Raw genomic sequence first — 26,877 nt, 5'->3', positions numbered from 1 at the left:
GCGATGGGTTTCTGGATACGTTTCGTGATAACGCGGCTGACGCAGGCGCTGATCGTCGCCCTGATGGTAGGACTGGTCAGCTTCCTGCTGGTCGAAGCTCTGCCAGGCGATCAGGCATACCGAATCGCCGCAGGACGCTATGGCGAGGACCTCGTCAACACCGCTGCAGCCGAAGCGGTGCGCCAGGAGCTCGGCCTGGATCGACCCTGGTTTGTGCGGCTTTGGGCTTGGTTAGGCGATCTTGCGACTCTCAACCTTGGCGTCTCACTCGTCTCGAATGAGAGTGTTGCGGATGAACTTCGCGTGCAGTTTGGCGCGACGCTCGGTCTCTCGGTTGCAGCGCTCGCGCTGTCGATGCTCGTCGGCCCGCCGCTAGGTGTCTTGATGGCGCTTCGGCCCGGTGGACTCTTCGACCTCGCCGGTCTCGCCGTGTCTACCGCTGTCCGTGCTTTGCCCTCGTTTGTGATCGGACTTGTGCTGATGATCGTGCTGGCCGGCTGGCTCGGCCTGCTGCCTGCGGCGGGCTATGACCGGCCGGTCTCCTGGGTGTTGCCAACAGTAGCGCTTGCGCTGGGCCTCGCCGCCGTTTCGGCACGTGTGACGCGCAACGCTGCGCTGCAGGTCATGAACTCAGGCTATATCGCATTTGCACGAACCAAGGGCTTGCCAACCTCTGCTATCGTCTGGCGGCACACGATACGAAACGCAGCGGTACCGATCGTAGCGTATCTCGGCGTGCAGCTTGTCTACCTGATCGAGGGCGTGGTGGTGATCGAGTCGCTTTTCGCCTGGCCAGGCATCGGTCACGCGCTCGTGCATGCGGTCCTTTCTCGCGACATTCCCATGGTGCAGGGCACGGCGCTGGCCATGGGTTTGACGTTTGTGGCACTCAACGCTGTGGTCGATGCTGTCTGTCATGGGCTCGATCCGCGCGGCGCAGGCCGCGCATGACCGTGACCGATTTCATCCACAGCGCGCCGCGCCGTTTTCCTCGCCGCCGCTTCGTCGGCCTTGCGATACTTACCGCCATGGCCTGCTTCGCTGTCGTCGGTCCCTGGCTTATCGGTGTCGATCCGCTGAAGCAGGACCTGCGCGCCGCGCTCAGCCCGCCAGGCGACAGCTACACGCTGGGTGCGGATCACTTGGGCCGCAGCATGGCGGCGCGGCTCGCCCATGCGGCGCGACTGTCGCTGGGCTTCGGACTGGCGACAGTGCTGACTGCCGCTGTTCCGGGGGTCTTTCTCGGCCTTGCGGCCGCCTGGTTCGGCGGCTTCACGGATCGCCTGCTTTCGGGTCTCTGCGACGCTGTTATGGCGCTGCCTGGGCTGCTACTCGTGCTCATCATCGCGGCGTTCGCGCCAGGCGCCTGGTGGCCATTGTTCCTCGGCCTCGCGCTGGCGTTGTGGGTCGAATACTTCCGGCTGGTTCGGACCGTGGTCAGCCGACGGCTTGCAGCACCCGACGTTGAGGCCGCAAGGCTCTTTGGCTTCTCGGCCACGCATATCGCGCGCCGCCATTTGCTGCCGGAGCTCTGGCCGGCGCTCGCCACGCTGATGGCCTTTGGCTTCGCGACAGTGATTGTTGCCATTTCGACGCTCAGTTTTGTGGGCGTTGGCATGCGTCCGCCGACGCCGGAGTGGGGAAGCATGATGACGGAGTTGCTTCCCTACCATGACGAAGCGCCGCTGCAGGTCCTTATGCCTGCCTTATGCCTGTTCATCACCGTATTGGGGCTGCAGCTTTCCGCTGCTGAAGACGGGAAGTGACGGCTGCTTTAGTCGTCGACGATCTTGATGTCATGACGCGCGACGGCCGTCGGCTCGTTCGCGATGCCAGTTTCAGCCTTGATTCAGGATCGATCATCATCGTTTTGGGCGAGAGCGGCTCGGGCAAGTCACTGCTGGCACAGGCCGTTATGGGCAATTTGCCTGCCGACCTCACCTGTCGTGGCCGAGTGCGCTTGATGGGCGAAGAGGTGAGCGAGCTGAATGGTTACGCGCGTCGGGCGCTCTGGGGCCGCCGGATCGGCATGCTGCCGCAAGAGCCCTGGATTGCGCTGAATCCGCTAATGCGCGCCGACGCGCAAGTGGCCGAGGTTCACGCCCTCGTGCGCGGCTCCAAGTGGCAGGAGGCGAGGTCCCAGGCCTTAGCGGCGCTGCGGCGTCTTGGGCTAGGCGGAGTCGAACGGCGCTTGCCTTTCCGACTGTCGGGCGGCATGGCGCAACGCGTGGCGTTGGCCGCTACAGAAGCTGGCGGCACGCCGATCCTGATTGCCGACGAACCCACCAAGGGCCTCGATGCGGACCGCCGCGAGGACGTCGCAGCCCTGCTCCGCGCGCAAGCCGATGCCGGCGCGGCCGTAATGGTCATCACCCACGACATCGGGCTCGCCGAACGTCTGGGCGGCAACATGCTGGTGATGCTGGAGGCCGAAATCGTCGAACGCGGCGCGACGGCGACTGTGCTGTCGGCCCCGCAGCATTCCTACACGCGCAGGCTACTGGCGGCCGATCCCGCGCGTTGGCCGCCGGCTGCGCGCGCTGCCAGCGGGATTGATGAGGGCGAAGACGTCCTGGTCGCCGCCGACCTCACCAAGTGCCTGGGCGGGTGCGTCCTTTTCGACGGTCTCGATCTGCGGATCAGGGTGGGCCGGATCGCCGCCGCCACCGGTCCCAGTGGCTGCGGCAAGACCACGCTCGGCAACATGCTTTTGGGACTGATCGATCCGGACGGCGGCCGTGTGTCGCGCGCAAAGGCTGCACCACATCGCTTCCAGAAAATATGGCAGGACCCCGTGGCTGCCTTTGCCCCAAGCGCGACGCTCGGTGCGGCACTCGACGACGTCGCCCATCGCCACCGTCTCGATGCCGAGGTTGCCAAAACCCTGCTGGCGCGTATGCGCATCGACCCGGGCCTGTTGGTTCGTCTACCCAGCCAGGTCTCCGGCGGTGAGTTGCAGCGCATCGCCCTTGCACGCGCGCTGATGGTCGATCCCGTTTTCTTGTTTGCCGACGAGGCCACTTCCCGCCTCGATCCCGTTACGCAGCGTGAGGTGATGGAACTGCTGCGCGATAGCGTTGCCGAGCGGGGCCTCGCCATGCTGATGGTCACCCACGATCAGGATCTCGCGCATAGCATCGCGGATCAAGTTCTGCGTATGTAAACTGATGGCCCTGGGTATATCGCGGCGGCGGCGTAGACGGCCGTCTCGACTGTTGCGGCTTCGCAACGTGAGAGCCAAGCGGGTTGGCGATCAGCAGGTGTCCGTCGTCCAAACAACCGGGATGTTTTGGGGCCGCCGTTAAAGGAGAGATTTGACGAATGGGCTGGGAACCGCAGGTTCTCACTTTCATGGCCGCTGGCGTGCCGTAGCGGGCGAAGCTGGGCACTATTGGCGAGACACATTTTAGCGAATGTTTGGTGAGATTCAGGGCTTTGCCAAGCGCCACTTGGCCTCCACAGTCGACCGCCCTCGGCAGCTGTCACCCGAGGCCGCTGATCCATTTGCGGCCGGGCACCGAGTCTAACAGGCTGCGCGTATAAGAGTGCGCCGGCGAGGCAAAGATTTCCGCCGTCGAACCCTGCTCCACGATCTCGCCACGCTGCATGATAGCGATTTCCTCGTACACCGTTGCGGCGACACGCAGATTCCGATGTCGCGCTATACGCGCGCGGCAAACCTCTTGGAGCTGTGCGCGATCAGCCTGCCCAATGGTTCGACTGCGGCCGGCCTGCCGACGGGACTCCAACTGGCCATGATCGGCGGCGGCGATGCTGCCTTGCTGGATTTCGCTGAGCAGATTGCCGCAGCAGTCACCGCGGCATAATCCCGCGTCCGACATCGCCGCCATTCGAGGCATCCGGCAGCGCGTGCTTCTTTTGAATATGGAAAAAGCCCGCCAGCCGGTTTCCCGGCGGCGGGTTTCTAACCCCGCGAGACAATGTCTCGCGCCTCCAGTCCCCCAGTTCCTTAAGTATTAAATGTTTTCAATTTCAGTTTCCATTTTTCCCGACAACAAAAGGAATTCGGTTGGAACCAAGGGCATCGAAGGCCCTTCAAAAGCAACGTCTACCCTCACCTTTCATTTCGAAATCTCGGCGGTCGTTTAGCGGCACCGACCCAACGAACTGGTTTCCCATAGCCCGAAGTTCGATCCCCCTACGGCTTCCCAAAATTGGTCAAGCTTGACGGAGCCCCGCTCAAAGGCGCGCATCAACTACTACCGGCCAGTATTGTTGCTTTAGCTGACGCTTGAAGAGTTTGCCCGTGGGATGCCGAGGCAAAACAGCTCTGAAATCCACGGAGCGGGGGCATTTGTAGGCGGCGATTCGGGCCTTGCAGTACGCGATGATCTCCTCCGCGAGCGCGGGCCCCGCATTGACCATATCGAGCGGCTGCACGACCGCCTTCACTTCTTCGCCGAAATCTTCGTTCGGAACGCCGATCACCGCCACGTCGGCGACTTTGGGATGGCTCAGGATCGTGTCTTCGATCTCTTGCGGATAGATGTTCACGCCGCCCGAAATAATTAGGAACGACTTTCTGTCCACGAGATAGAGGTATCCGTCCGCGTCGAGGCGACCAATGTCGCCCAGCGTCGTCCAGCCTTTGGCGTTGCGGCTAGCGGCGGTCTTGGCTGGGTCGTTGTGATACACGAATTGCGGGCCGTTGGCGAAATAGACTTCGCCTTCCTCGCCGATCGGCAACTCCACGCCATGCTCGTCGCAGATGCGCAACTCGCCTTGCACCGCCCGACCGACCGACCCTTTATGAGCGAGCCACTCTTGTGTGTCGATTGCGCAGAATCCATTGTTTTCGGTGCCCGCGTAGTATTCGTGCAAAATCGGTCCCCACCAGGCGATCATCCGCTCTTTGACATCGATCGGGCAAGGAGCAGCTGCATGGATCGCCATGCGTATCGAAGACATATCGTAACGCGCACGCTGTTCGAGCGACAATTTCAGCATTCGAACGAACATGGTCGGTACCCATTGGCTATGGGTGATCCGCTCGCGCTCGATGGTGGCCAGCGCCTCCTCGGCGTCGAACTTCTCCATCACGAAGACCGTTCCGCCTTGCTTGATGACGGTCATCGAATGGCGCATGGGTGCTGCATGGTAGAGCGGCGCGGGCGAGAGATAGCGCGTGTCCGCGCGATACTCGAACAGCCGCGAAAGGAGGTCGACGAGCATCGTACGGCCGCCCGGCGGCCGTTCCGGCAAAGGCCATTTTATTCCCTTCGGCCGGCCAGTCGTACCGGAGGAATAAAGCATGTCGAGCCCTTGCCACTCGTCCGCGACGGGCGTGGCAGGCTGGGCGGACACGGCATCGTCCCAGTCCGCAAAACCCGGCCGATCGGCACCGATCATGAACCAGAATGCAATGTCGGGCAGCCGGGCGCGCAGCAGCTCCATCAATGCGACTTGCGAACGCGACGTAACCACCAACTTGGCACCGCAATCGCGCAGGATGTAGGCGACCTCGTCGGCGACGAGGTGCGTACTGACGGCCGTGTAGTAGATGCCGGCCCGGTCAGCACCGAAACACACCTCCAAAAACTGCCGGTTATTCTCCATCAGAACGAGAATGTGGTCGCCACGCCCAACGCCGCAGGCTCGAAAAAGCTGTGCGGCACGATTCGAGCGCTCGTCGAGTTCACGGAACGTGACCGATTCGCCACTCCGGACCATGCGATAGGCGATCTTGTCGGGATGGGGCGTCGCGAACTGGGTCGGGTACAGCATGCTCAATGCTCAATCCAAATCTTGCCGAACTGCCGTCCGGACTTGAGATGGGCGAGCGCCGCCTTCAAATCCACGAAGGCAAAACGACGATCGAGAACGGGCTTGATCCCGTGTTGCGCGATCGCGGCCAGCATGCGCTCGAAGGAATCCCGGTTGCCGACGGTGACTCCCTGAAGCTTGATCTGGCGCGCGACGATGGGCCCTAGCGACGCGTTCAACGAGAGACCCGACAGTACGCCGATGACCGAGATCGTTCCGCCCGGACGCACGCAACGCAGCGACAAAGGAAGCGTTTTCTCGCCGCCCAACTCGACGATGTTGTCGAAGCCACCGCGGTCGGCGACGATGTCACGCGCGGCCTTCGCCCAGTCTTCGTGCGTGATGTAGTTGATCGTCGCGTCGGCACCGGCCGCCCGCATGCGAACGAGCTTGTCGTCCGACGAAGAAATGACCGTGACATGCGCGCCATGGATCTTGGCGAAAGCGAGGGCGAATTGCGCCACACCGCCCGTCCCCTGCACCAAGATCTTATCGCCGGCCTTGATGTGGCCGAGCGTGACGAGTGCGCTCCAGGCGGTGAGTGCCGCACAAGGCAGCGTGGCCGCTTCGGCGAAACTCAATTCCGGCGGTAGGCGAACCACGCCTTCTTCCGAAAGCAGCATGAATTCGGCCATCGTGCCGTCGAGTGGCGCACCCAAGGACTTGGCGAAGCTTTCGGGCCGCGCGTCGCCACCGATCCAAGACTGGAAGAAAGTCGGACAAACCCGATCGCCGATTTTGACGCGCGCGACACCCGGGCCGATCGCCGCGACTTCGCCGGCACCATCGGAAACCGGGATCAGTGGCAACTCACCGGTGGAGCGGCCATAGCCGCGATCAAGCACCACCAGATCGCGGAAATTCAGCGACGCAGCTTTCATTCGCACCAAAACTTCCCCGCGCCCCGGCGTGGGAACTGGGCGACGCGCGAGCGTCAGATTATCGAAACCCCAGTCGCCTTGAAGCTGGAAGACCTGCATATCGTCCATTAACTCGAACCCTTCGTAGTGAATTTTGCGACCCGCTCGAGCAGCATCTCGGTCGAGCCGTCGACAAGTCCTGCAAACTGCGCGCCGATCAAATGGCGGCCGAGCGGGTGGCACGTCTTCAATCCTTCGGCCCCCATTGCATGTATGAGTTCTGGGATACGCGATTGAGCCATCCTCACAGCTAGAATCTTGGATTGCGCGGCTTCGAGTTGGATATCCGCACCTGCATCGAGGGCTGTAGCCGCCGAGCGCACGAGGGCGCGCACGCCCGCAAGATCGGTCGCCGCCTCGGCCAGCGCCAAGCGCCAGCTTTGGTGTCCATACAGCTTCTTACCAAATGCCGTGCGGCGCTGGCCCCAGTCGGCCGCGAGACGAAGGGCGGCATCGACCATCCCGCAGCACATTGAGGCGACGTAAACCCGCGCGCCATTGATCTCAACGAGGATGGATTTAAATGCGGCACCCGGCGCATCCAGCATGGCGTTCGCAGGAACAAAATAGTTATCGAGGCGAAACCCGCCGGAACCACATGAATGCAAGCCGATTGAGCCCGCATCGGGTCCGCGTACGAACCCCTCGCACCGCGCATCAACCAGGAACGCGCCGATCCCATTAACGTCACCTTGCGACTTGGTTTGCGCGTAGACGACGATGGTATCGGCGTGCGTCGCGTTGGTGATCCAAGCTTTACTTCCACTCAGGTGCCAGCCGCCTTCGCAAGCGACCGCACGCATCGCGATGGCGGCGAAGTCGGAACCCGCTTGCGGTTCGGACAGCGCCGTGCAGCCGACACGCACGCCCCGCACCAGATCGGCAACGTAGACAGCGGCAATGTCGGCGGTGGCCGAGCCCGCGATTTTCTTGGCCACATTTTGGGAGTTGATTAGCGCCATCGCCGCGCCGAAATCCGCGCCTGCGAGGATCGCGCAGATCTCCGCCTTAATGGCGAAACCGAGCCCTGCACCTCCGAAGGAGACGGGAACCTCGATACCGAGTAAGCCCGCACTGGCGGCGGACGCAAAGAAATTCTCGGGTAGGCCGCCGTGCGTCTCCCAAGCTTGGGCATGAGGCGCGATTGCTTCGTCCGCAAAGCGGCGCGCCGCCGCGAGGAGCGTCGCGGGGTTCATTTCGTCCCGCCGAGTCGACGCACGGCGAAATCCCACGCCCGTTCGAACACATGTAATGCGCCGCGCGGCATGAAGATTGTCGCCACCACGAGCAGCAGTCCATAGACGATGAGCCGGAAACTATCGGCGATACGCAAATACTCGGGCAGGAAGACCACGGCGAAAGCGCCCAGCACGGGACCAAACAGCGTGCCCGTGCCGCCGAGAATCACCGCAAGGATCGCGTCGAGTGATTGGGCCACGCCGAAGGTTTCGGGATTGATGAAGCCGATGTAGTGCGCATATAGGGCGCCAGCGGCGCCCGCATAGAACGCGCTCGCGACGAACGCGAACAGCTTGTACCTCCAAACGGCAACGCCGCAGGCCGAGGCCAGGTTCTCGTTCTGGCGGATAGCGCGCAAGATGCGGCCTATCGACGAACGCATCAATAGCCACGTCAGAAGGGTCATCACAACTGCGACGGCAAGAACGAGATAGTAGTAAGCGACGCGATCGTCGAAATCGACGAGGCCGAAAAGGCTCTCGGGCCGCTTGATGTTCGGAATCCCCGCTTCACCGCGCGTCAGCGTCGTGAAATTCAACAGCACGGTGAAGATGACCATATTGAAAGCGAGCGTGACGATCGCAAAGTAGTGGCCCTTCACGCGCAAACTGGGATAGCCGACGAGGATCGAAAACAACGCGGTGATGAAGGGTGCAACCGCCATGCTCGCCCAGACGGGCCAGCCGAGTCGGATACTTAGTAAGGTCGACGCGTAGGCGCCCACACCCATCAAACCGGCTTGGGTGATCGACACGTAGCCGGTCATGCCTTGGATGATGTTCTGCCCATGCGCCATGATGGTCCAGATCAGCGCCAGCAAGATGAGCTGCACGTAGTATTTGACCGTGATGTACTGCGGCGCGACGATCGCCAAAGCGAGCATTGCCGCGACCGCGAGAAAAGCGAGCGGGCCCTTCATGAGCGCTTCCCCATAAGCCCTTGCGGTCGTACCAACAGCACGACGATCATCACCAGGAACGCGATGACGTCCTTGTAGGCGGAGGAAATGAACCCAGCGGCCAGCGCTTCGGTCACGCCCAGGATGAGCCCGCCGACGATGGCGCCGGGGATCGAGCCGAGCCCACCCAGGATCAGTACCGAGAAGCCCTTGATGGCGAGCCCCTCGCCCACACCGGGGGCGATCGCGAAAAGTGCGCCGATCATGATCGCGGCGGCCACGCCCAGCATCGAAGACATCGCGAAGACCAGCATCGTGATCCGCGAAACGTCGACACCCATCAGGATCGCCGCATTGCGGTTCTGCGCCAGCGCACGGATCGCATAGCCCGTCTTGCTGCGCTGGATATACAACGTCATCGCCACGATCAGCGCGACCGTGACAAGGATGACATAAAGACGAAGCTCCGTTAGCGTCAGCGCGCCAAGTCGGAAAACCGACTGCAGACCAGTCGGGATCACGATCTGGTCCGCACCGAACAAGCGCAGATTGGCGCCCTCGGCGAACATCGTGAGACCGAGTGCCACGATGAACGCGTTGATCGGGTTGTCGTCGCGCACCGGCCGATAGGCGAGCCGCTCGACCAAAACACCGAGCACGAAACCGGCCGCCATTGCCGCAAGACAAGCGAGGGCCAGCGGCAGCCCTCGCTCGGTCACCAGGAAGAAGACGAAATAGCCGCCGAACATCGAGATCGAGCCGTGAGCGAAGTGCGAAATATGCAGAATTCCGAAGACGATCGTCAGGCCGAGTGCAATCAGCACATAGACCCCACCGATCGTCAGGCCGTTCAGAATCTGCTGGAGTATTTCGACCATCTAGCGCTCCGAATTGGGACGGGGGCGGCCCCGAGGCCGCTCCCGCCCTTCGCCCCTACTGCCTAAGCCCGCGCAGGAAGCGCGAATAGTCGGCCGGATCGGACGGCAGATCTTCGACGAACACCCAACGGCCGTTGCGCCATTGGAAGGCGGCGTTTGTCGTGTAGGCCTGGCCGTTCTCGTCGAACATGCGGCCGCCAACCGGAAGGTAGCGCATCACCGCTTCGGGCGGGATCGGCGCCGTGCGGATCACTTCGGCTACGCGCTTGGTGTCGGTCACGGTGCCTGCGCGCTCGAGCGCGTGCTTGAGCACGTAGACTTGATCGTAGGCATAGGGCGAGCTTGGAGCCGGCGTCGCGCCGAATGCGGCGCGGTAATTGGCTTCGTAGCGGACACCAGCAGGGCTTGCCGATTCCATCGTCAACTCGGTCGGACGCAAATCCCATACGCCCTCCATCTGCTGAGATGTCGCCACGCGCAGGAACTGATCCTCGCTGCCACTGGTGAAACCGTATCGCCGCACATTCAAGCCCAGTTCTACCGACTGGCGATAGACGAAGGCGGCCGGCTCAACATAGCCGATCACCAGGATCGCGTCGGGATTGAGCGCGCGGATTTTGGTGAGTTGCGGGGTCATGTCGCGGTCGCGCAGACCGAAGCTTTCCTTGGCAACAATGGTGCCGCCGCTCTTGGCGAACTCCTTCTCGAACGCGTCGAGATACTGCACGTAGAATCCGACCTCGAGCGAGCCGATCACCGCGATTCGGCGTGGGCCTTGGGCGGCGACGAAGCGGCCTGCGGCGGCGCCGGTATAGTCGGCCGGCGGGCGGGTGCGGAACAGATTTTGGATGCCTTGCGTCGTGATCGCGCGCTCGGCGGCGTTACCCACGAGCATGACCGCGTCCTCGCGGCCGATGAATGAGGCGACAGCGCTGGTTGGGCCCGAGCAGCAGAAGCCGAGCAGGAACTTGGCGCCGTCACGGTCGAGCAAACGGCGCACACTGTTGGTCGCTTCCGTGGGGTTCGCCTTGTCGTCGTACTGTACGACGCGCAGATTGTAGACGGTCGTGCCGACCCGGATGCCGCCGGCGGCATTGATTTCGCGCGCCGCCATCTGGACCGAATTGGCTTGGGGCAGTCCGTAGACCGCGCCGGGGCCGGTCAGCGCATCGTTGACGCCGATTACGAGTTCGCGCTGCGCGACCGCGGGGGCGGTCGCCGCAAGAATGGCCCCGGCCGCGAAGGCGGCGACGGACAAGCTTCGAAGCATTTTCATGGTTGGTCTCCTCGGGTTGTCTTGGTTGGCGCGTTCATTCGGCGTTTCATTCGCCCAGATAGGCTTTGGCAATGGCGGGATCGTCTCGGAGCTGGGCGCTTGTGCCGGTCAGCACGATCTCGCCGGATTCGTAGAGATAAACGCGATCGGCCAGGCGCAGCGCCATGGCGGAGTTTTGCTCGACCAGCAGTGTGGTCATACCTTGTGCCTTGATCCGCGCGATGGTCGCTTCGACCTCGGCGACGATCTTCGGTGCTAGTCCCAGCGAAGGTTCGTCGAAGATGCACAGTTTCGGCCGCGCCATCAGCGCACGCGCGATCGCCAGCATCTCCTGCTCGCCGCCCGACAGCTTGCCGGCGTCCTGTTGCGCGCGTTCGCGCAGGATGGGGAAGAGATCCTGCATCGCTGCGATGTCGGATTCCTGCTTCGAATCCTTGCGCGCATAGGCGCCGATCCTTAAATTCTCGACGACGGTCATTTCTGGAAAAACCTGGCGGCCTTCAGGGCACATCGCGATGCCGCGCTTGACGATCGTGTGCCCCGGCATTCCATCGATGCGCGCACCCTCGAACGTCACCTGGCCGGCGCGCACGGGCAGAAGCCCGCAGATCGCCTTGAGCGTCGACGTCTTTCCAGAACCATTGGCGCCGATCAGCGCAACGCATTCGCCCGCGTTGACTTCGAACGAGACGCCGTGCAGCACCTCGATGGTCCCGTAGCCGGCGCGCAAGGACTCGACCGTGAGCATCAGTGCGAAGCCCCCAGATAGGCGTCGATCACCTTGGGATCGTTGCGGATGGCTTCGGGCGTGCCCTCCGCGATCTTCTGGCCAAAGTTCAGCACGACGATCCGGTCGCAGACCTTCATGATCAGCGCCATGTGATGTTCGATCACCATCACCGAGATCCCGCGTGCCTTGATTGCCAGAATGAGGTCGCCGAGCGCGCGGCGCTCGGCCGCGACCATGCCGGCGGCGGGTTCGTCGAGCAACAGCACGCGCGGATCTGACGCGAGCGCCGAGCCGATCATCAGCAATCGTTGCTGCGCCGACGAAAGGCTTTCGATTGGCGTACGCTCCTGGCCGCCGAGCCCGACAAATGCGAGCAGTTCCTTTGCTGCGTCTATCCGCGCGGCTTCCTCGGCTTTGGCGGCCCGGCTGCCGAACAGAGCCCCCACCCCTCGCTCGCGCGTGCAGACATGGCCGCCGACGAGCATCTGTTCGATCGCAGTGAAGCCGGGAAACAATGATGCAGTCTGGAAAGTGCGTGCGAGACCGAGCGGTGGCCGCCCGTGCTCGGGGATCGCTTCGATCGCGTGCCCTTCGAGGTAAACCGAACCAGCCGTAAGCGGAAACACACCAGCTATCAAGTTGACGGTCGTAGATTTGCCCGAACCGTTGGGGCCGATCAGACCAAGAATCTCGTTAGGCGCCAACGTGAAGGAAAGATCATCGACGGCGCGCACGCCACCGAAATGCTTCGACACCCCGCGAAGCGACAGCGCAGGTGACGTGGCGGCCTTAGACATGGCCAACATTATTACGGATCGATCGGCGAAGCTTTGTCACCGGTTTCCATCCCCGTCAGAACGGCGATCTCAATTCCGCAAGCGCGGAACGGTCGCCAATTGATCGAAGTTTAGGTCAGGGTACATGGCGCGCTGAAATTCATTCTTTCGCCGTATCATCGAAATTTTAGATGACAAGCCGGGCGCTGGGCGTAAGATTAGGCAATCAGAGGCTCTAATGCCGCGAATCGCCCATCTCAAAGCCATTCAAGTTTTCGATGCGGTCGCACGCGCGGGGAATCTCACGCGAGCGGCGGCCGAGCTCAAAATTGCGCAAAGCGCGATCAGCTATCACATCGAAATTCTGGAGACAGATATCGGCGCCAAGCTATTCGAACGAACCGCGCGCGGCGTGCGACTGACCGAAGCGGGGCAAAAGCTCGTGCCCTTCGTGCGCGAAGGGCTTCGCGCGATCAAGACGGGGCTTGCGACGGTCGCGAACGTACCGGCGCGCGCCGTGGTACGGGTGGCGGTGTTGCCGATGTTCGCCAGCCGGTGGCTAGCACCCCGCTTGGCCGATTTCTGGAGCAAGTATCCGAAGATCGAGCTCTCTTTCAGCCACGAAAACGACACTTTTTCGGCCGCGTCGGATCCATCGGAAGTCGCCGACGTCGCCGTGCAATGGGGAGCGGGCGCATGGCCGCATCTGGAGTCCCGTCGCCTGCTCGAAGCGCCGCTGATCGCCGCATGCAGCCCCGAGCTTCTAAAGAAAACACCGCTGCGCGACGCAGCCGATCTCAAGAATCACACGCTCCTGCATGTCGATGATCACAATATGTGGCGGCAATGGTTGGCGGCGGTTGGCGTGCCCGATGCGGAGACGATCGGAAGTCGCGGCTTGATGATGAGCGACCGGCATTTCCAACTCAGCGCTACCTTGAATGCGGTCGGTGTGTCGCTCTTCATCCAGTCGTTTATCAAAGAAGAACTGCGCCAAGGGACGCTGGCCTCGCCGCTCTCGAAGGAGAAGCGGACCGAGTACGCTTACTACCTCGTTCGGCAGAAGGGCCGGAAGCTCAGCCCAGCGGCTGCGCAGTTTCACGACTGGATCTGCGCTCAAGCAGTGGCGCAGGAAGCCGCCTAAGCGCGGGTACACCAAACCGAACCTATCTGTTGCATTGTCGAACGTACTCTGGTTCCAGCTAGGTGAGCTGGTAGGCGCTGCCCATAATTCGGTTTGTTTTCAGGAAACAGTCCAGTTAGCACGAAAACTGTCGACAATAGTTTTGACGCGATCGGATAGTATAAAATGCGTCAGGTTCGGCGGACCCACAGTCAAGCCAACCGAGCACTCGCTTCAAAATCGTGTCTCGTGAATAGTGCCTGTTTTAACAAGCGCTGGCGTGCCGTAGCGGGTGAAGCTGGGCACTATTGGCTCCGAAGTATTTGATCGGCAAGGTCAGAGATTTAAGAGTCAGCCCATGTTGACTATAGTGGTGGCGGCCGACGGAGGGCGCAGGGAAGATTGTGGATCGCCACCGACGGGGGGCTCAGGGTTGAGATGCGCAACGGTCAAAGTCAGTCTTTCTATTCTCAATCACCTCTTTAGTGAGAATTTTTGGTAGACTGCCCTGCATCAGCTTGCGTCTGTTGCCTTTCGTTTCATTAGCCCATTTGGCAAGTGCGTCGACAATAGAAGGTGCGAAAGAGCTGGCTCGGAAAATCTGCACAGCGGGATAAGTGGCGTTTCTGCCTGACGGCGGCCAGGATGGCCGCATGACAGGAGAAGAAGATGAGCAGACGAGCGCGCCTGAATCACACACCGGCATTCAAGGCGAAGGTGGCACTGGCGACAGTTAAAGGCGAACTGACACTGGCGGAGCTGGCGCAGCATTTCGACGTGCACCCGAATCAGATCGCGCAGTGGAAGGCGCAGCTTCTGGAAAGCGCGTCTGCCGTGTTCGACGGGCGTGCGGCGCGGCCGGAGCCGGCGATCGACGTGAAGTCTCTGCACGCGAAGATCGGCGAGCTGACGCTCGAGAACGATTTTTTGGAAGGTGCGCTCGGCAAAGCCGGCCTGCTGAGCGCAAGACGATGATCGACCGTTCGCACGATCTGCCGATCGCCCGTCAGGCGGCAGCACTGGGTATCAGCCGGGGCAGCGTCTACTACCTGCCACGGCCGGTCTCAGTACCCGACCTGGTGCTGATGCGCCGGATCGACGCGCTGCATCTGGAGTTCCCTTTTGCGGGCAGCCGAATGCTGCGCGACCTGCTTGCTGCCGAGGGGATTGCTGTCGGACGCCTGCACGTCGCCACCCTGATGAAGCGCATGGGGATCGAAGCGCTGTATCGCCGCCCGAGTACGTTGAGACCGGCACCGGGGCATCGGATCTATCCGTATCTGCTGCGCAAGTTGGCAGTGACGCCGCCTGACCAAGTCTGGGCGATGGACATCACCTACATCCCGATGGCGCGAGGCTTCGTGTATCTGGCGGCGGTGGTCGACTGGTTCAGCCGCCGTGTGCTGGCGTGGAGGCTGTCGATCACGATGGAGGCGGCGTTCTGCGTCGAAGCGCTCGAAGAAGCGCTGGCGCGGTTCGGCAAGCCGGATATCTTCAACACCGACCAGGGCAGCCAGTTCACTGGTGCTGCATTCACCGGCGCGCTCAGTAGCCGGAAGATCGCGATCAGCATGGACGGCAAGGGCGCCTGGCGCGACAACGTATTCGTCAAGCGGCTGTGGCGGACGATCAAATACGAGGAGGTCTATCTGCGCGCCTACGACACGGTGAGCGAGGTCCGCGCGTCGCTCGGGCGGTACATCGCGTTCTACAAGGCGCGGCGTCCGCACTCGAGCCTTGACCGGCAAACGCTGGATCGGGCGTACTTCAAACGGCAGCCGCTTCTCGCGGCGGCCTAAACCCGGCAGAGGCGCCACTTATAAAACCCGGAAAACTGTTCAAACAAACCGAGCCAGCTCTCTTGACCATGTCGTAGGCAGGGCCTTCGCTCGGAAAGTGGAGCTCAATCATTGCTCCCCTCCCCGGACTTAACGACTGAACCGCTGTTGTCGCTGACGGACAACGCCGATACTGGCGGCTCGGGCAGTATCAGTGTCGTGCTGATGCCCAGCATACGGCGTTCAAACTCGGCAACTTCAAGAATCTCCTTGTCTGTGTCGCGCCACAAGTGCCCATAGGTGTCCAAGGTCATTTGGACGGAGCCATGACCCAAGCGCATCTGGATTTGCTTGGGATTAAGCTTCATCTCGATCAGTTGGCTCGCGTAAATGTGGCGCAGAAAATGGAAGGTCCATCGCGCGTTTCCCGTTGCGCTATCCTCAAGACCGGCCTTTCGCATCGCCGGTCGCCAAACGCGGATATGAAAGTTGGACATGTCCATCGGACGGCCGCTTTCGGCCGGAAACAACAGGGGCGACGCTACGACGCTGCGCAGCGGGATCCAGCGGCGAAGCAGCATGGCGAGGTCCGGCCCGATCGGCACCGTCCGCCGCCCGTTTCGCGACTTTGGCGGGCCGATTTGACACCATTGATCTGCGCGTTGCGCGACCGTCACAGTTGGCGGAATCGCGACGAGATCGACATCGGTTACGCGAAGCCCACGCAGTTCGGAAGCCCGAAGGCCCGAACCCAATGCCACGCGGACAAAGACATAGCCGCGGGTGGGTGGTGCTCCGGCCGCAATCTCGCTTCCGCCGAGTGCATCGAGAAGCGCTTGAATGTCCGACTTGCGCGGCGCATCGATCCGCGCCTTTTCGCGGGACGACAGATCGAACCGCAGGCCGGTGGCAGGGTCGCCCTCGCGCCACTCGCGCCGAACCACATGCGCCATGACCGACTTGGCGGTCATGAAGACGGAACGTGCAAGACTTCGACTGAGTTTGGCAACCAGATCCTCCTGCAACTTCACAAAGTCCGAACGACGCAACGAGCGGACATCGCGTCCGCCGATCAAGGGCCCCAGATGCATTCGAACTTGGCGCTCGTACATGTCGTAAGTGCTGCGCTCGCGACCCAGATTGCGACGGCTTTCGATGAAATCGTCGGCCGCTTTTGCAAAGGTTATCTGGGTCTCCTCAAACGGAGCGCCGCCGTTTTCGATCGATCGGCGATGGCGTTTGGCGTCCAGCGCGCTGGCGAACAGTTTGCGCCGCTTTTCGCGCTTTTCGTTGGTCCACTCCACGCACCAGCGCTGCGAGATTTCGCCCGATTTCCGTTTCCAACGGACTTTGTAGATCATCGCCATGGGGCCACAGCCCTCCTTCGCGTTTCCGGTTGAGAGAAATGCGAATGCCGACGACGGGTTCTGGTTCCCAAAGATCCCTTGAAAAAAGCCTCGTGCGAGGAAAATGCGAGGAAGAATTTGAGGGTTTTCGCGGGAAAATAGGATTATTAATCCAGCCCCACTCCAACCGCCAAACTGACCAGGTTCCTACACTGCCGCTGAAACCTGCTGCCTCAGCGCTCGAAAAACGATTTGTTTTCAGTGGATTGTATGATTCTATTTGGCGGCCCGAAAAACCGACCCCAAATAGGGAAATTGGTAGCGGCGGAGGGATTTGAACCCCCGACCAAGGGATTATGATTCCCCTGCTCTACCACTGAGCTACGCCGCCAAAGAGCGGTCGGTTTAAGGCCAGTCGCGGGGCCTGTCAAGGCGCCCGACGCAAGCCCGTCCGGGCGGCTTTCCATAACCGCACGCGCAGCGAAAACAAGCCGCGGCCGCAGTCGCGCTTGGTCTCGCGCAAGCCCTCGGCGAGCGCCTTCGGACCGCGCGCATCGACGTATCGAAAATCTCCGATCGACTATCGGCCGGCGAGTTCTAGCCGCGCGAAATCCAGCCGCCGCCAAGCACGCGGCTGCCGTCGTAGAGGACGCACGCCTGTCCGGCCGCAACCCCAAATTCGGGATCGTCAAGCGTGACCAGGGCCGTTTCGTCGGGCCCGCGCGCGAATTTCGCGGGCTTCGGCGCCGTGGTCGAACGGATCTTGGCGAGCGCTGCCCCTTCTGAAACTTGCCCGCCCAGCCAATTGGCGCGCGCAAGTGCAATGTCGCGGCGCGCCAAGGCGGCGTGCGGCCCCACCGTCACGCGTGCGGCTTGCGCATCAACCGCGAGCACGTAAAGCGGTTCGGCCGCCGCATCGCGAGCACCGATGTTGAGGCCGCGACGCTGGCCGACCGTGAAGCCGATCGTGCCGTCGTGGCGGCCGAGCACGGTGCCGGCCTGGTCCACGATGTCGCCGGGCCGTGCGGCTTCGGGGCGCAACCGTGCGACGATCTCGCGATAGTTGCCGCCGGGCACGAAGCAGATGTCCTGGCTGTCGGGCTTGCTTGCCACCGGCAAGGCAAGCCGCTCGGCTGCCGCGCGCACGGCGCTCTTCGGCAATCCGCCCAGCGGAAAGCGCAGGAAATCGAGCTGCTCTTGCGTCGTCGCGAAAAGAAAATAGCTTTGGTCGCGCGACGGATCGGCCGCCACGTGCAATTCGGCACCCTTGGGCGTCGCAAGCCGCCGCGCATAGTGCCCGGTGGCAAGGGCCGAAGCGCCGAGATCGCGCGCGACCGACAGCAGGTCGCGGAACTTGACCGTGCGATTGCACTGCACGCACGGGACGGGCGTTTCGCCGCGCGCGTAGCTGTCGGCGAAATCCTCAATCACAGCGTCTTTGAAGCGGCTCTCGTAGTCGAGCACGTAGTGCGCAATGCCGATGCGGTCGGCGACGTTGCGCGCGTCGTAGATGTCCTGGCCCGCACAGCAAGCGCCCTTCTTCTTCGCCATCTCGCCCTGGTCGTAGAGCTGCAGCGTGACGCCGACCACGTCGTAGCCCTGCTCTTTGAGCAAGGCCGCGACGACCGAGGAGTCGACACCGCCCGACATCGCCACGACGACGCGTGCACCGGGAGCAAGATCGATATCCTGCGCTGCGATGTTCGCCGTGTCGCTCATGCAGCCGACAATCCCTGGCGCCAGAAATCGGCCTCGAGGCGGCAGGCTTGCGCGAAGGTTTTTGCAAGATCGTCGAAACGCGCAGCACCGCCGCGCGTCTGCCCAAGCCGATCCACCTCGTCAGCCACACCGCGTGCGACGCCGAAAAATTCGTCGCCCGCATACATCGCGATCCACGCCGCATACGGATTTTCCGCCGTCGCCTGCGCGGCCAGCGTGCGGCCGATCTCGGCATAGCCGAGCGCGCAGGGGCTCAATGCGACGACAAGGTCCAAAAGATCGCCGTCGAGCCCGCGCGCCAAAACGTAGCGCGTGTAGCCGAGCGTGGCTTCGCCTTCTTGCGTCGCTTCGAGCGCCGCTTCGTCGATGCCCCAATCGCGGCAGAACGCCACGTGCAGGCCCATCTCGATATCGAGGATCGCTTTGACCGAGGCGTTGGCGCTGCGCATTTCGGCGAGGCTCGAAGCCTTGGCCGTGGCCAGCGCCCAAGCGCGCGCGTAATGGATCAAGAACAGGTAATCCTGCTTCAGATAATGCTGGAACGCCTGTTTGGGCAGCGTGCCCGCCCCCAATTGCCGCACGAAATCGTGCCCAACATAGGCCTGCCAGGCGGGCATGCACGCGTTGCGCAGCCGCGCGAACAGCCCACCTTCATGCCATAAAGATAAGAACGCGGGAGAACGCGTCATTCGCGTTCCTTGAGCCACGCCATCTGGATCGCTTCGAGAATCTTCTCGTTCGATTTGTTCGGATCGTCCGCGAAGTTCGGCAGCGCTTGCACCCATTTCCACAGATCGGTGAAGCGCAGATTCTCGACGTCGGCCTCCGGATGCGCCTCCTCGAGATCGATCGCAATGTCGGCGACGTCGGTCCAGCGCAGCTTCATCGGGGCAGGTCCTTTAGGCCTTATCGACCATCATGTTGCGCGTGGCCGTGGGCAGCGCCACGGTGAGCCCGTCGAGCTCGTCCGTGATCGTGATCTGGCAGCCCAGGCGCGACGTGTGCGTGAGGCCGAAGGCGAGGTCGAGCATGTCTTCTTCGTCTTCGCTTGCTTCCGGCAGGCGCTCGTAATCGTCCTTGTCGACGACGATGTGGCAGGTCGAGCAGGCGAGCGACCCTTCGCACGCACCTTCGAGCGGCACATCGTTGCGGTGGGCGATCTCGAGCACGGACAGGCCCACGGGTGCGTCCACTTCCTTGCGCGTGCCGTCGTTCAGGATGAAGGTCATCTTCGGCATGGTCGTCGTGCTTTCTATGTTGAGGTTAGAAGTTTTCGAAGGTCAGCCGCCGATTTCGGCGACGTTGCGGCCCGCAAGCGCTTTGCGAATGCCGCGATCCATGCGCCGTTCGGCGAAAAACTTGGTGCCGTGCTCGAGCGCTTCGGCGGCCCCCTGGATGGAAGCCCGGTCGCTTTGCGACATCGCGCGCTCGAGCGTTTCCTGCACCGCCGCAATGCTGCCGCGCTCGGCCTCGCTCAGGAGATCGGCGTCGACCGCGAGTGCTGCTTCGAGCGCGTTGATCGCCCGGCGCGCTTCGACGCGCGCTTCGGTGAGCAACCGGCGGTCCATGTCGGCTTCGGCATTGTCGATGGAGGCGCGCAACATATCGGCCATCTCGTCTTCGGTGAGGCCGTAGGACGGCTTCACTTCGACGCGCGCCTGGCGGCCGGTCGTCGATTCCTCAGCCGAGACCGACAGGAGCCCGTCGGCGTCGACGGCAAAGCGCACGCGGATGCGCGCGGCCCCGGCCACCATCGGCGGAATGCCGTCGAGTTCGAAGCGTGCGAGGCTGCGCGTCTGGTCGGCCATCTCGCGCTCGCCCTGCACCACATGGAACGACATGGCCGTCTGGCCGTCCTGGTACGTGGTGAAATCCTGGCCGCGCGCGACCGGGATCGGCGTGTTGCGCTCGACGATCTTCTCGACGATGCCGCCCATCGTTTCGAGCCCGAGCGACAGCGGCAGCACGTCGAGCAGCAGCGTGTCCGAGCCCGCGGTCAGCGCTTCGGCCTGCAACGCCGCACCGACCGCCACGACCTCGTCTGGGTTGATGTCGGCGAGTGGGGTTTTCCCGAAAAATTCTTCGACTTTTGCGCGTACAAACGGAACACGCGTCGAGCCGCCCACCAGCACCGTGCCGTCGATCGCCTCGGGCTTCACGCCGGCGTCTTCGAGCACGCCCGCCGCGATCTTGAGCGTGCGCGCGACCAGCGGCTCGATCAGCTTTTCGAGCTCGGCGCGCGTAAGGCTGTGGCTGCTGTCGCCGGCATCGAGCATCAGCTCGCCTTCCCACGGATCTTGGGAACTCACGCATTCCTTGGCGAGGCGCGCTGTCGCCAGCGCTTGCTTGACCTCGTCGCGGCTGAATTCGCCGCCGCGCTCGGCCAAGAACTTCGCCGCCACCGCATGGTCGAAATCGTCGCCGCCAAGGGCCGCATCGCCGCCCGTGGCCAACACCTGGAACACGCCTTTTTCCAGGCGCAGCAGCGAAAAATCGAATGTGCCGCCGCCAAGGTCGTAGATAGCAAAAACGCCCTCGGATTTGCTGTCGAGCCCGTAGGCAAGGGCTGCCGCCGTGGGCTCGGCCACCAGGCGCAGCACTTCAAGCCCTGCAAGGCGGGCCGCATCGCGCGTGGCCGTGCGCGCCGCATCGTCGAAATAGGCGGGCACCGTCACGACCGCGCGATCGACACTGCGGCCAAGTGCAAGTTCCGCACGTTCTTTGACCGCACGTAAGATATCCGCGCTGATTTCGACGGGCGTAAGCAGCCGGTCGCCGATCTTGAGGCGCGCCATGCCGCCTTCGGCAGCCGCACCCAGCTCGTAGGGGAGCTGGCCGCCCAAGCGCGCCAAATCGGCTGCGCCGCGCCCCATCAGCCGCTTGATCGAGGAGACGACGATTTCGGGCCGGTCGAGCAACTGGCGGCGCGCCATCTCGCCGACCAGCGGATCGGCCCCGTCGATATACGCCACGACCGAGGGCACGAGCCCTGAGCCGCGCGCATCGCGCACGATCTCGGCCTTCTGGTCGCGCGCCAGGGCCACGACCGTATTCGTGGTGCCGAGATCGATGCCGACCGCGAGCCCCTGTTCGTTTTCGTGCGGCAGCGGCGTCTGGCCGGGTTCGTAGATCTGCAGCAGCATCAGGCCGGTTCCGATCTGAGGGCGAGCAACGCGCGCCGATTGCGCGCCTCGTCGGCGAATTTGTCCAAATATTTGAGGCGCAGCGTGGCAAGCCGTGCTGCCGCCAAGTCGCCGGTCGCAAAGGCCGCTGCGATTTCGCCCAAGCACGCGGCGGCATCGTTGCGGGCGACGACGGCAAGTTTTTCGACAGCGGCGGCGTCCGCCGCTTCGTGCAGCTTTTCGCGCCGCTCGAGCTGGTCGTCGAGCAATTCCATGTCGCGGATCGTATGGCTGCCTTCGCCGTCGATCGGCAGGCCGAGCAAGGCCAGCAGATACGTGGCACGCGCCAGCGGGCTCTTCAGCGTCTCGTAGGCGTCGTTGAAGGCAACCGCCTGGCTTTGCGAAATCTGGCGCGCGCGCGGGGCCGCATTGGCGAAACGATCGGGGTGCAATTGGCGCTGGAAGCCAAAATAGAGCTGGTCGAGCACCGGCACTTGCAGGTCGAAACCGGGTTTAAGCCCCAGCCGCGCAAAATGGTCGAGCGGCTGCGGCGGCTGGATCGCCTTGCAGGTGGCGCAGAACAAAGCCGCCGCCGCCACGGGTCCGCGGCACGACCAGCACGCGCCAAAGGCGGCAGCTGGCCGGGCAGAATCGGAATCGGGTGCGAGCGGCGTGATCTGCATTTTGCGGGCGGCGTTGGAAAGCGGCGGGCGGGCTTAGATGTGGAAGCTTTCGCCGCAGCCGCAGCGGCCTTTTTCGTTCGGATTGCGGAACACGAAACCCGACTGCAGCTTTTCCTCGACGAAATCCATCTCGGTGCCGAACACGAACATCGAGGCTTTCGGATCGATCAGGATTTTGATGTCCTGGGCGGGTTCCACCACCTCGTCCGCCGGACCTTTGTCGTCGGCATATTCGAGCGTGTAGGTCATGCCCGAACAGCCGCGCGTGCGCACGCCCACGCGCACGCCGAACGACGGCTTGCCGCGCTTATCGAGCAACGCACGCACGCGTTCCACCGCCGCCTCGGTTACCGTAATCGGCGGCGGGCGCACGCGGGGGCTGCGCTTGGGCGGTGCGGCGGCAGCAACGGGGGCGGCGGTGGGTTCGCTCATGACGGAACGTCCTTCGCTTTTTAGGCGTGCTTCTTGCGGTAATCCTCGATCGCGGCCTTGATCGCGTCTTCGGCCAGCACCGAGCAGTGGATTTTCACCGGCGGCAAAGCGAGATGCTTGGCGATGTCGGTGTTCTTGATCGTCGCGGCTTCGTCGACCGTCTTGCCCTTGACCCATTCGGTCACGAGCGACGACGACGCGATCGCCGAGCCGCAGCCGAAGGTCTTGAACTTGGCGTCTTCGATGATGCCGTCGGGACCGACCTTGATCTGCAGCTTCATCACGTCGCCGCAGGCGGGGGCGCCCACAAGGCCCGTGCCCACGCTGTCGTCGCCCTTGTCGAAAGCGCCGACATTGCGCGGATTTTCGAAATGATCGATCAGTTTTTCGCTGTAGGCCATGGTGGAGACTCCTGGTTCGAGGGGGTTATAGCGGGTTCGGGCGCCAACGTCAGCGGGGGCGTGTCAGTGCGCTGCCCATTGGATGGATTTGATGTCGATGCCGTCCTGCGCCATCTCCCAAAGCGGGCTCATGGCACGCAGTTTCGACACGGCCTGGATGATGCGCTCGGCCGCGTAGTCGACCTCGGCTTCCGTCGTGAAACGCCCGAAGCCGATGCGCAGGCTCGTATGCGCCAGCTCCTCTTCCACGCCAAGGGCCCGCAGCACGTAGCTGGGTTCGAGCGACGCCGACGTGCAAGCCGAGCCCGACGAGACCGAGAGATCCTTGATGCCCATCATCAGCCCCTCGCCTTCGACATAGGCGAAGGAGAGGTTGAGATTGCTCGGCAGGCGGTTTTCGAGATCGCCGTTCAGGAACACTTCGGGCAGCTTGGCGTTGATCGTGGCCATGAAACGGTCGCGCAGCGCTTTCATGCGCGTGGCTTCGGCCGCCATTTCGTTCTTCGCAAGCTCGGCGGCTTTGCCGAGACCCACGCACAACGGCGTTGGCAGGGTGCCTGAGCGCATGCCGCGCTCCTGGCCGCCGCCATGGATCATCGCCTGCAGGCGCACGCGCGGCCGGCGACGCACGAACAAAGCACCGATCCCCTTGGGCCCGTAGATCTTGTGGCCCGAGATCGACATGAGATCGATCTTCATGGCTTCCACGTCGAGCGGGATCTTGCCGAAGGCCTGCGCGCAGTCGGTGTGGAAGAAGGCACCCTTCTTGCGGCACAAGGCGCCGATTTCGGCGAGCGGCTGAATCACGCCGATCTCGTTGTTGGCGGCCATGATCGAGACGATGACCGTGCGCTCGGTGATCGCGGCTTCGAGCGCCGCGAGATCGACGAGCCCGTTCTGCAGCACGGGCAGATACGTGACCTTGAAGCCTTCCTGTTCGAGATGGCGGCACGTGTCGAGCACGCATTTGTGCTCGGTCACGAGGGTCACGATATGGTCGCGCTGGTCCTTGTAGAAGCGCGCGACACCGCTGATCGCAAGATTGTTCGACTCGGTCGCACCCGACGTGAACACGATCTCGCGCTCGTCGCCGCCGATGAGATCGGCGATCTGCTGGCGCGCTTTTTCAACGCCCTCTTCGGCTTCCCAGCCGTATTCGTGGTTGCGGCTGTGCGGGTTGCCGAATTTCTCGGTGAAATACGGCATCATCGCTTCGAGCACGCGCGGATCCATCGGCGTCGTCGCCTGGTAGTCGAGATAGACCGGGCGGCGCGGCGCGTTGGCGCGGTCGTCGGATGCGGCGGTCTTTAGGGCGGTGTTCATGTGTCGCTGGCTCCAGTTCGGTCAGGCGGCTTGTAGCGGTTGCTTGCTGCCGAGGCGCTTTGCAAGTGCGACCCAGGCTGCGGCGAAAGCATCGATATGGTCGGGCGTCGTGGTCGGCCCCAGCGACACGCGGATGGCGTCGCCGGCGGCGGCGCCGGCCCCCATGGCGGCGAGCACGCGGCTCGTCTTGACCTTGCCCGACGAGCACGCAGCCCCCGCCGACACGGCAAAGCCCGCAAGGTCAAGAGCCATAACTTGGGTCTCGGCGGCCACCCCGGCAAGGCCGATCGAACTCGTATTCGGCAGACGCGGTGCGCCAGCGCCATGAATTTGCACGTGCGGCCAAACTGCGCGCAAATTCGCTTCCAAACGGTCGCGCAGATCGGCGGCGAGCGGCGTTGCGGCGGCCGCTGCCGCCCCAAAGCCCGCAATGCCGGCCACGTTGTGCGTGCCCGCGCGCAGGCCAAGCTCTTGGCCGCCGCCGCGCAGCAATGGGTTGATCGCCACACCGTCGCGCACCACGAGGGCGCCCACACCCTGCGGGCCGCCCAATTTATGCGCCGACAGCGCCAGCGTATCCACGCCGAGGGCGGCAAAATCGACTGCGATCTTGCCAAGGCCCTGCACCGCATCGCAATGCAGCCGCACGCCCGCCGCCCGGCACAGCCGGGCCACTTCGGCGATCGGCTGCACCACACCGGTTTCGTTGTTGGCCAGCATCACCGCCACGAGGCGCGGACGCGTGGTCGCGATCAATGTTTCGAGAGCGGCAAGATCGACCACGCCGTCGCGGTCGACTGGGATTGCTGCGGCACCGTTGAGGGGGGCGAACACGCAATCATGCTCGATCGCCGACACAAGGCACGCCTCAGGCGGGAAACCGTGCAAGGCGGCGGCATTGGCTTCCGTGCCGCTGCCCGTGAACACGATGCGCGCGGGCCCGGCATTGATCGCTTCGCCGAGCTGGGCGCGCGCAGTCTCCACGCGCCGACGCGCGGCACGCCCCGCCGCATGCACCGACGACGGATTGCCGACCTCGGCAAACGCATCGAGCATCGCTGCCTGCGCTTCCAGCACCAGTGGCGTGGTCGCATTCCAATCGAGATAGACGGGCACGGTCATTCGGCGGCAGCCATCTCGCCGCAAGCTTGCCCAGGGCTCGGCAGATTGCCGGCCGTACCGCCCACGCGGCGTGCGCACACGTCGGCGAGGCTCACGCGCGACAAATAATGGTGAATCTGGTTGCCGAGCTCTTCCCACAGATCGTGGGTCAGGCACCGGCTCTTGTCGACGCGGCAGCCGACCGGCGAGTGCGAAGCGCAGCGCGTCGCACGGATCGGCTCGTCGACGGCCATGATGATGTCGGCAACGCGCGTGGCTTCGCTGGCATGCGCCAGCAGATAGCCCCCGCCGGGCCCGCGCACCGAGCGCACGAGCCCGCTGCGCCGCAGCTTGGCGAACAGCTGCTCGAGATAGGACAGCGAGATTTCCTGCCGCTCGGCAATGTCGGCAAGGGCAACGGGCTGGCCCTTGCTGGCATTGGCCAGATCGACCATCGCCATCACCGCATAGCGCCCTTTGGTGCTGAGTTTCATGCTTGCGATTCCTCGGATCTATCGATCGAACTTGGCCGGTGAAGATTCAAAGCGGGCGGCTTCGAGATCCCGCGCATCGAGCTCGTCGCGCTGGGCCGCCACGCGGCCTTCGAGCTCGGCGATGCGCGCGCGCAAAGCACCCATCTCGCCTTCCATGCGGTCGAGCGCACGCGCCACCGGATCGGCGATCTCGCCGGTCGCCCCATAGGCGCAAAAATCGTCGTTCTTCGGCCGGCCGACCATGCGCGCCGGAATACCCACGACCGTGGCCCCGGCCGGAACCGCCTCGAGCACCACGGCGTTGGAGCCCACGCGGGCACCCTTGGCGACCGTGAACGGCCCCAGGATCTTGGCACCGGCCCCCACAATCACGCCGTCTTCGAGCGTGGGATGGCGCTTGCCATGGTCGAGCGACGTGCCGCCGAGCGTCACACCCTGATAGAGGGTCACGTCGGCGCCGATCTCGGCCGTCTCGCCGATTACCACACCCATGCCGTGGTCGACGAAAAAGCGCGGCCCGATCTTGGCGGCCGGGTGGATCTCGATGCCGGTCAAAAACCGCGCAAGGCCCGAAATCAGCCGCCCGAGCAGCTTGAAATCGGCCGACCAAGCGCGATGGGCGAGCCTGTGCAGCAGCACCGCGTGGAAGCCCGGATAGCTCAAAATCACTTCCAGACGCGAGCGCGCAGCGGGGTCGCGCGCCAGAACGGCGTCCAAGTCGGAGCGAATAGCCTTGAAAACCATCGGGTTGACTGCCTAATCTGCGGCTGAAGAGGGGCCGAACATCTACGACGCCCCGTAATGTCCTACGCCGTTGCTCAAGAATTTAGGTTACCCGACTAGTCCGATCAAGT

General features: G+C 63.2%; 27 protein-coding genes and 1 tRNA gene. 6 read left to right on the top strand and 22 right to left on the bottom strand.

The genetic code is table 11. The annotated features are described in order from the left end of the window. Nucleotides 1–3: 3 nt before the first annotated feature. The 4 genes from O9320_19560 to O9320_19545 all read left to right on the top strand — a co-directional run bounded on the left by O9320_19560 (nucleotide 4) and on the right by O9320_19545 (nucleotide 3,827). Nucleotides 4–951, top strand: coding sequence for an ABC transporter permease (locus O9320_19560; protein MCZ8313049.1), 948 nt, complete (start codon nucleotides 4–6; stop codon nucleotides 949–951). Further along, on the top strand, nucleotides 948–1,766 hold the full coding sequence (locus tag O9320_19555) for an ABC transporter permease (GenBank protein ID MCZ8313048.1): 819 nt from the start codon (nucleotides 948–950) through the stop codon (nucleotides 1,764–1,766). Before O9320_19560 ends, O9320_19555 begins: the two co-directional genes overlap by 4 nt. Before the next feature lie 32 nt (nucleotides 1,767–1,798). Then, nucleotides 1,799–3,163 (top strand): ATP-binding cassette domain-containing protein, encoded by a 1,365-nt coding sequence (locus tag O9320_19550; GenBank protein MCZ8313047.1) that lies wholly within the window; start codon nucleotides 1,799–1,801, stop codon nucleotides 3,161–3,163. A gap of 490 nt (nucleotides 3,164–3,653) precedes the next feature. Continuing rightward, nucleotides 3,654–3,827, top strand: coding sequence for a hypothetical protein (locus O9320_19545; GenBank protein ID MCZ8313046.1), 174 nt, complete (start codon nucleotides 3,654–3,656; stop codon nucleotides 3,825–3,827). 373 nt (nucleotides 3,828–4,200) lie between these two features. Here the strand turns inward: O9320_19545 and O9320_19540 are convergent, their stop codons facing one another. From O9320_19540 to O9320_19505, 8 genes are read right to left on the bottom strand one after another with little or no spacing between them, the layout of a single operon-like run. Continuing rightward, nucleotides 4,201–5,745 (bottom strand): AMP-binding protein, encoded by a 1,545-nt coding sequence (locus O9320_19540; GenBank protein ID MCZ8313045.1) that lies wholly within the window; start codon nucleotides 5,743–5,745, stop codon nucleotides 4,201–4,203. A 2-nt stretch (nucleotides 5,746–5,747) separates the two neighbouring features. Then, on the bottom strand, nucleotides 5,748–6,887 hold the full coding sequence (locus O9320_19535) for an NAD(P)-dependent alcohol dehydrogenase (protein MCZ8313044.1): 1,140 nt from the start codon (nucleotides 6,885–6,887) through the stop codon (nucleotides 5,748–5,750). Beyond that, nucleotides 6,773–7,900 (bottom strand): acyl-CoA/acyl-ACP dehydrogenase, encoded by a 1,128-nt coding sequence (locus O9320_19530; GenBank protein ID MCZ8313043.1) that lies wholly within the window; start codon nucleotides 7,898–7,900, stop codon nucleotides 6,773–6,775. Before O9320_19530 ends, O9320_19535 begins: the two co-directional genes overlap by 115 nt. After that, nucleotides 7,897–8,862 carry a branched-chain amino acid ABC transporter permease gene (locus O9320_19525; GenBank protein MCZ8313042.1) on the bottom strand — a complete coding sequence of 322 codons (966 nt, stop codon included), beginning with the start codon at nucleotides 8,860–8,862 and terminating at the stop codon, nucleotides 7,897–7,899. Before O9320_19525 ends, O9320_19530 begins: the two co-directional genes overlap by 4 nt. Continuing rightward, nucleotides 8,859–9,719 (bottom strand): branched-chain amino acid ABC transporter permease, encoded by an 861-nt coding sequence (locus tag O9320_19520; GenBank protein ID MCZ8313041.1) that lies wholly within the window; start codon nucleotides 9,717–9,719, stop codon nucleotides 8,859–8,861. The genes O9320_19525 and O9320_19520 overlap by 4 nt, the downstream gene beginning before the upstream one ends. Nucleotides 9,720–9,774: 55 nt before the next feature. Next, complete coding sequence (locus tag O9320_19515; protein MCZ8313040.1) at nucleotides 9,775–10,995, bottom strand: ABC transporter substrate-binding protein; 1,221 nt, start codon at nucleotides 10,993–10,995, stop codon at nucleotides 9,775–9,777. 46 nt (nucleotides 10,996–11,041) lie between these two features. Then, nucleotides 11,042–11,743, bottom strand: a complete 702-nt coding sequence (locus tag O9320_19510) for an ABC transporter ATP-binding protein (protein MCZ8313039.1) — start codon at nucleotides 11,741–11,743, stop codon at nucleotides 11,042–11,044. Next, nucleotides 11,743–12,522: an ABC transporter ATP-binding protein gene (locus O9320_19505; protein ID MCZ8313038.1), complete on the bottom strand. Its 780-nt coding sequence runs from the start codon at nucleotides 12,520–12,522 to the stop codon at nucleotides 11,743–11,745. Before O9320_19505 ends, O9320_19510 begins: the two co-directional genes overlap by 1 nt. Before the next feature lie 217 nt (nucleotides 12,523–12,739). On the opposite strand from O9320_19505, the gene O9320_19500 reads away from it, so the two are divergent. Both O9320_19500 and O9320_19495 read left to right on the top strand, forming a co-directional pair. Then, on the top strand, nucleotides 12,740–13,645 hold the full coding sequence (locus O9320_19500) for a LysR substrate-binding domain-containing protein (GenBank protein ID MCZ8313037.1): 906 nt from the start codon (nucleotides 12,740–12,742) through the stop codon (nucleotides 13,643–13,645). A 648-nt stretch (nucleotides 13,646–14,293) separates the two neighbouring features. Further along, nucleotides 14,294–15,423 (top strand): IS3 family transposase gene (locus O9320_19495; GenBank protein ID MCZ8313036.1). Its coding sequence is split into 2 segments (ribosomal slippage): nucleotides 14,294–14,555 and nucleotides 14,555–15,423, totalling 1,131 coding nucleotides; the frame shifts between segments, so codons are not numbered across the junction. Between the two features lie 104 nt (nucleotides 15,424–15,527). Here the strand turns inward: O9320_19495 and O9320_19490 are convergent. The 14 genes from O9320_19490 to cysE all read right to left on the bottom strand — a co-directional run bounded on the left by O9320_19490 (nucleotide 15,528) and on the right by cysE (nucleotide 26,767). Then, nucleotides 15,528–16,769, bottom strand: coding sequence for a site-specific integrase (locus O9320_19490; GenBank protein MCZ8313035.1), 1,242 nt, complete (start codon nucleotides 16,767–16,769; stop codon nucleotides 15,528–15,530). 295 nt (nucleotides 16,770–17,064) lie between these two features. Beyond that, nucleotides 17,065–17,139: transfer RNA gene (locus O9320_19485), tRNA-Met, on the bottom strand. Between the two features lie 206 nt (nucleotides 17,140–17,345). Further along, nucleotides 17,346–18,467 (bottom strand): tRNA 2-thiouridine(34) synthase MnmA, encoded by a 1,122-nt coding sequence (gene mnmA, locus O9320_19480; GenBank protein MCZ8313034.1) that lies wholly within the window; start codon nucleotides 18,465–18,467, stop codon nucleotides 17,346–17,348. Next, nucleotides 18,464–19,156, bottom strand: a complete 693-nt coding sequence (tenA, locus tag O9320_19475; protein MCZ8313033.1) for a thiaminase II — start codon at nucleotides 19,154–19,156, stop codon at nucleotides 18,464–18,466. Before tenA ends, mnmA begins: the two co-directional genes overlap by 4 nt. Further along, entirely contained in the window at nucleotides 19,153–19,353 is a 201-nt protein-coding gene (gene iscX, locus O9320_19470) for a Fe-S cluster assembly protein IscX (protein ID MCZ8313032.1), read from the bottom strand. The genes tenA and iscX overlap by 4 nt, the downstream gene beginning before the upstream one ends. Before the next feature lie 13 nt (nucleotides 19,354–19,366). Further along, complete coding sequence (locus tag O9320_19465) at nucleotides 19,367–19,705, bottom strand: ferredoxin family 2Fe-2S iron-sulfur cluster binding protein (protein ID MCZ8313031.1); 339 nt, start codon at nucleotides 19,703–19,705, stop codon at nucleotides 19,367–19,369. A gap of 42 nt (nucleotides 19,706–19,747) precedes the next feature. Beyond that, nucleotides 19,748–21,610, bottom strand: coding sequence for a Fe-S protein assembly chaperone HscA (gene hscA, locus O9320_19460; protein MCZ8313030.1), 1,863 nt, complete (start codon nucleotides 21,608–21,610; stop codon nucleotides 19,748–19,750). Further along, nucleotides 21,610–22,272: a Fe-S protein assembly co-chaperone HscB gene (gene hscB, locus O9320_19455; GenBank protein MCZ8313029.1), complete on the bottom strand. Its 663-nt coding sequence runs from the start codon at nucleotides 22,270–22,272 to the stop codon at nucleotides 21,610–21,612. Before hscB ends, hscA begins: the two co-directional genes overlap by 1 nt. Nucleotides 22,273–22,305: 33 nt before the next feature. Further along, nucleotides 22,306–22,704 (bottom strand): iron-sulfur cluster assembly accessory protein, encoded by a 399-nt coding sequence (locus O9320_19450; GenBank protein MCZ8313028.1) that lies wholly within the window; start codon nucleotides 22,702–22,704, stop codon nucleotides 22,306–22,308. 20 nt (nucleotides 22,705–22,724) lie between these two features. After that, nucleotides 22,725–23,105 (bottom strand): Fe-S cluster assembly scaffold IscU, encoded by a 381-nt coding sequence (gene iscU / locus O9320_19445; protein ID MCZ8313027.1) that lies wholly within the window; start codon nucleotides 23,103–23,105, stop codon nucleotides 22,725–22,727. A gap of 63 nt (nucleotides 23,106–23,168) precedes the next feature. Further along, nucleotides 23,169–24,428: an IscS subfamily cysteine desulfurase gene (locus tag O9320_19440; protein MCZ8313026.1), complete on the bottom strand. Its 1,260-nt coding sequence runs from the start codon at nucleotides 24,426–24,428 to the stop codon at nucleotides 23,169–23,171. 21 nt (nucleotides 24,429–24,449) lie between these two features. Then, the gene (locus O9320_19435) at nucleotides 24,450–25,550 is read right to left on the bottom strand and encodes a cysteine desulfurase family protein (protein ID MCZ8313025.1); all 1,101 of its coding nucleotides are present in this window, start codon (nucleotides 25,548–25,550) and stop codon (nucleotides 24,450–24,452) included. Continuing rightward, entirely contained in the window at nucleotides 25,547–26,023 is a 477-nt protein-coding gene (locus O9320_19430; GenBank protein MCZ8313024.1) for an Rrf2 family transcriptional regulator, read from the bottom strand. The genes O9320_19435 and O9320_19430 overlap by 4 nt, the downstream gene beginning before the upstream one ends. A gap of 18 nt (nucleotides 26,024–26,041) precedes the next feature. Beyond that, nucleotides 26,042–26,767: a serine O-acetyltransferase gene (gene cysE, locus O9320_19425; protein ID MCZ8313023.1), complete on the bottom strand. Its 726-nt coding sequence runs from the start codon at nucleotides 26,765–26,767 to the stop codon at nucleotides 26,042–26,044. Nucleotides 26,768–26,877 lie beyond the last annotated feature (110 nt).

The organism is Magnetospirillum sp. (assembly GCA_027532905.1).
In the GTDB taxonomy this organism is placed as follows: domain Bacteria; phylum Pseudomonadota; class Alphaproteobacteria; order CACIAM-22H2; family CACIAM-22H2; genus Tagaea.
The sequence above is the reverse complement of the archived record's forward strand: the minus strand, read 5'-3'. Positions and strand labels throughout refer to the sequence as shown.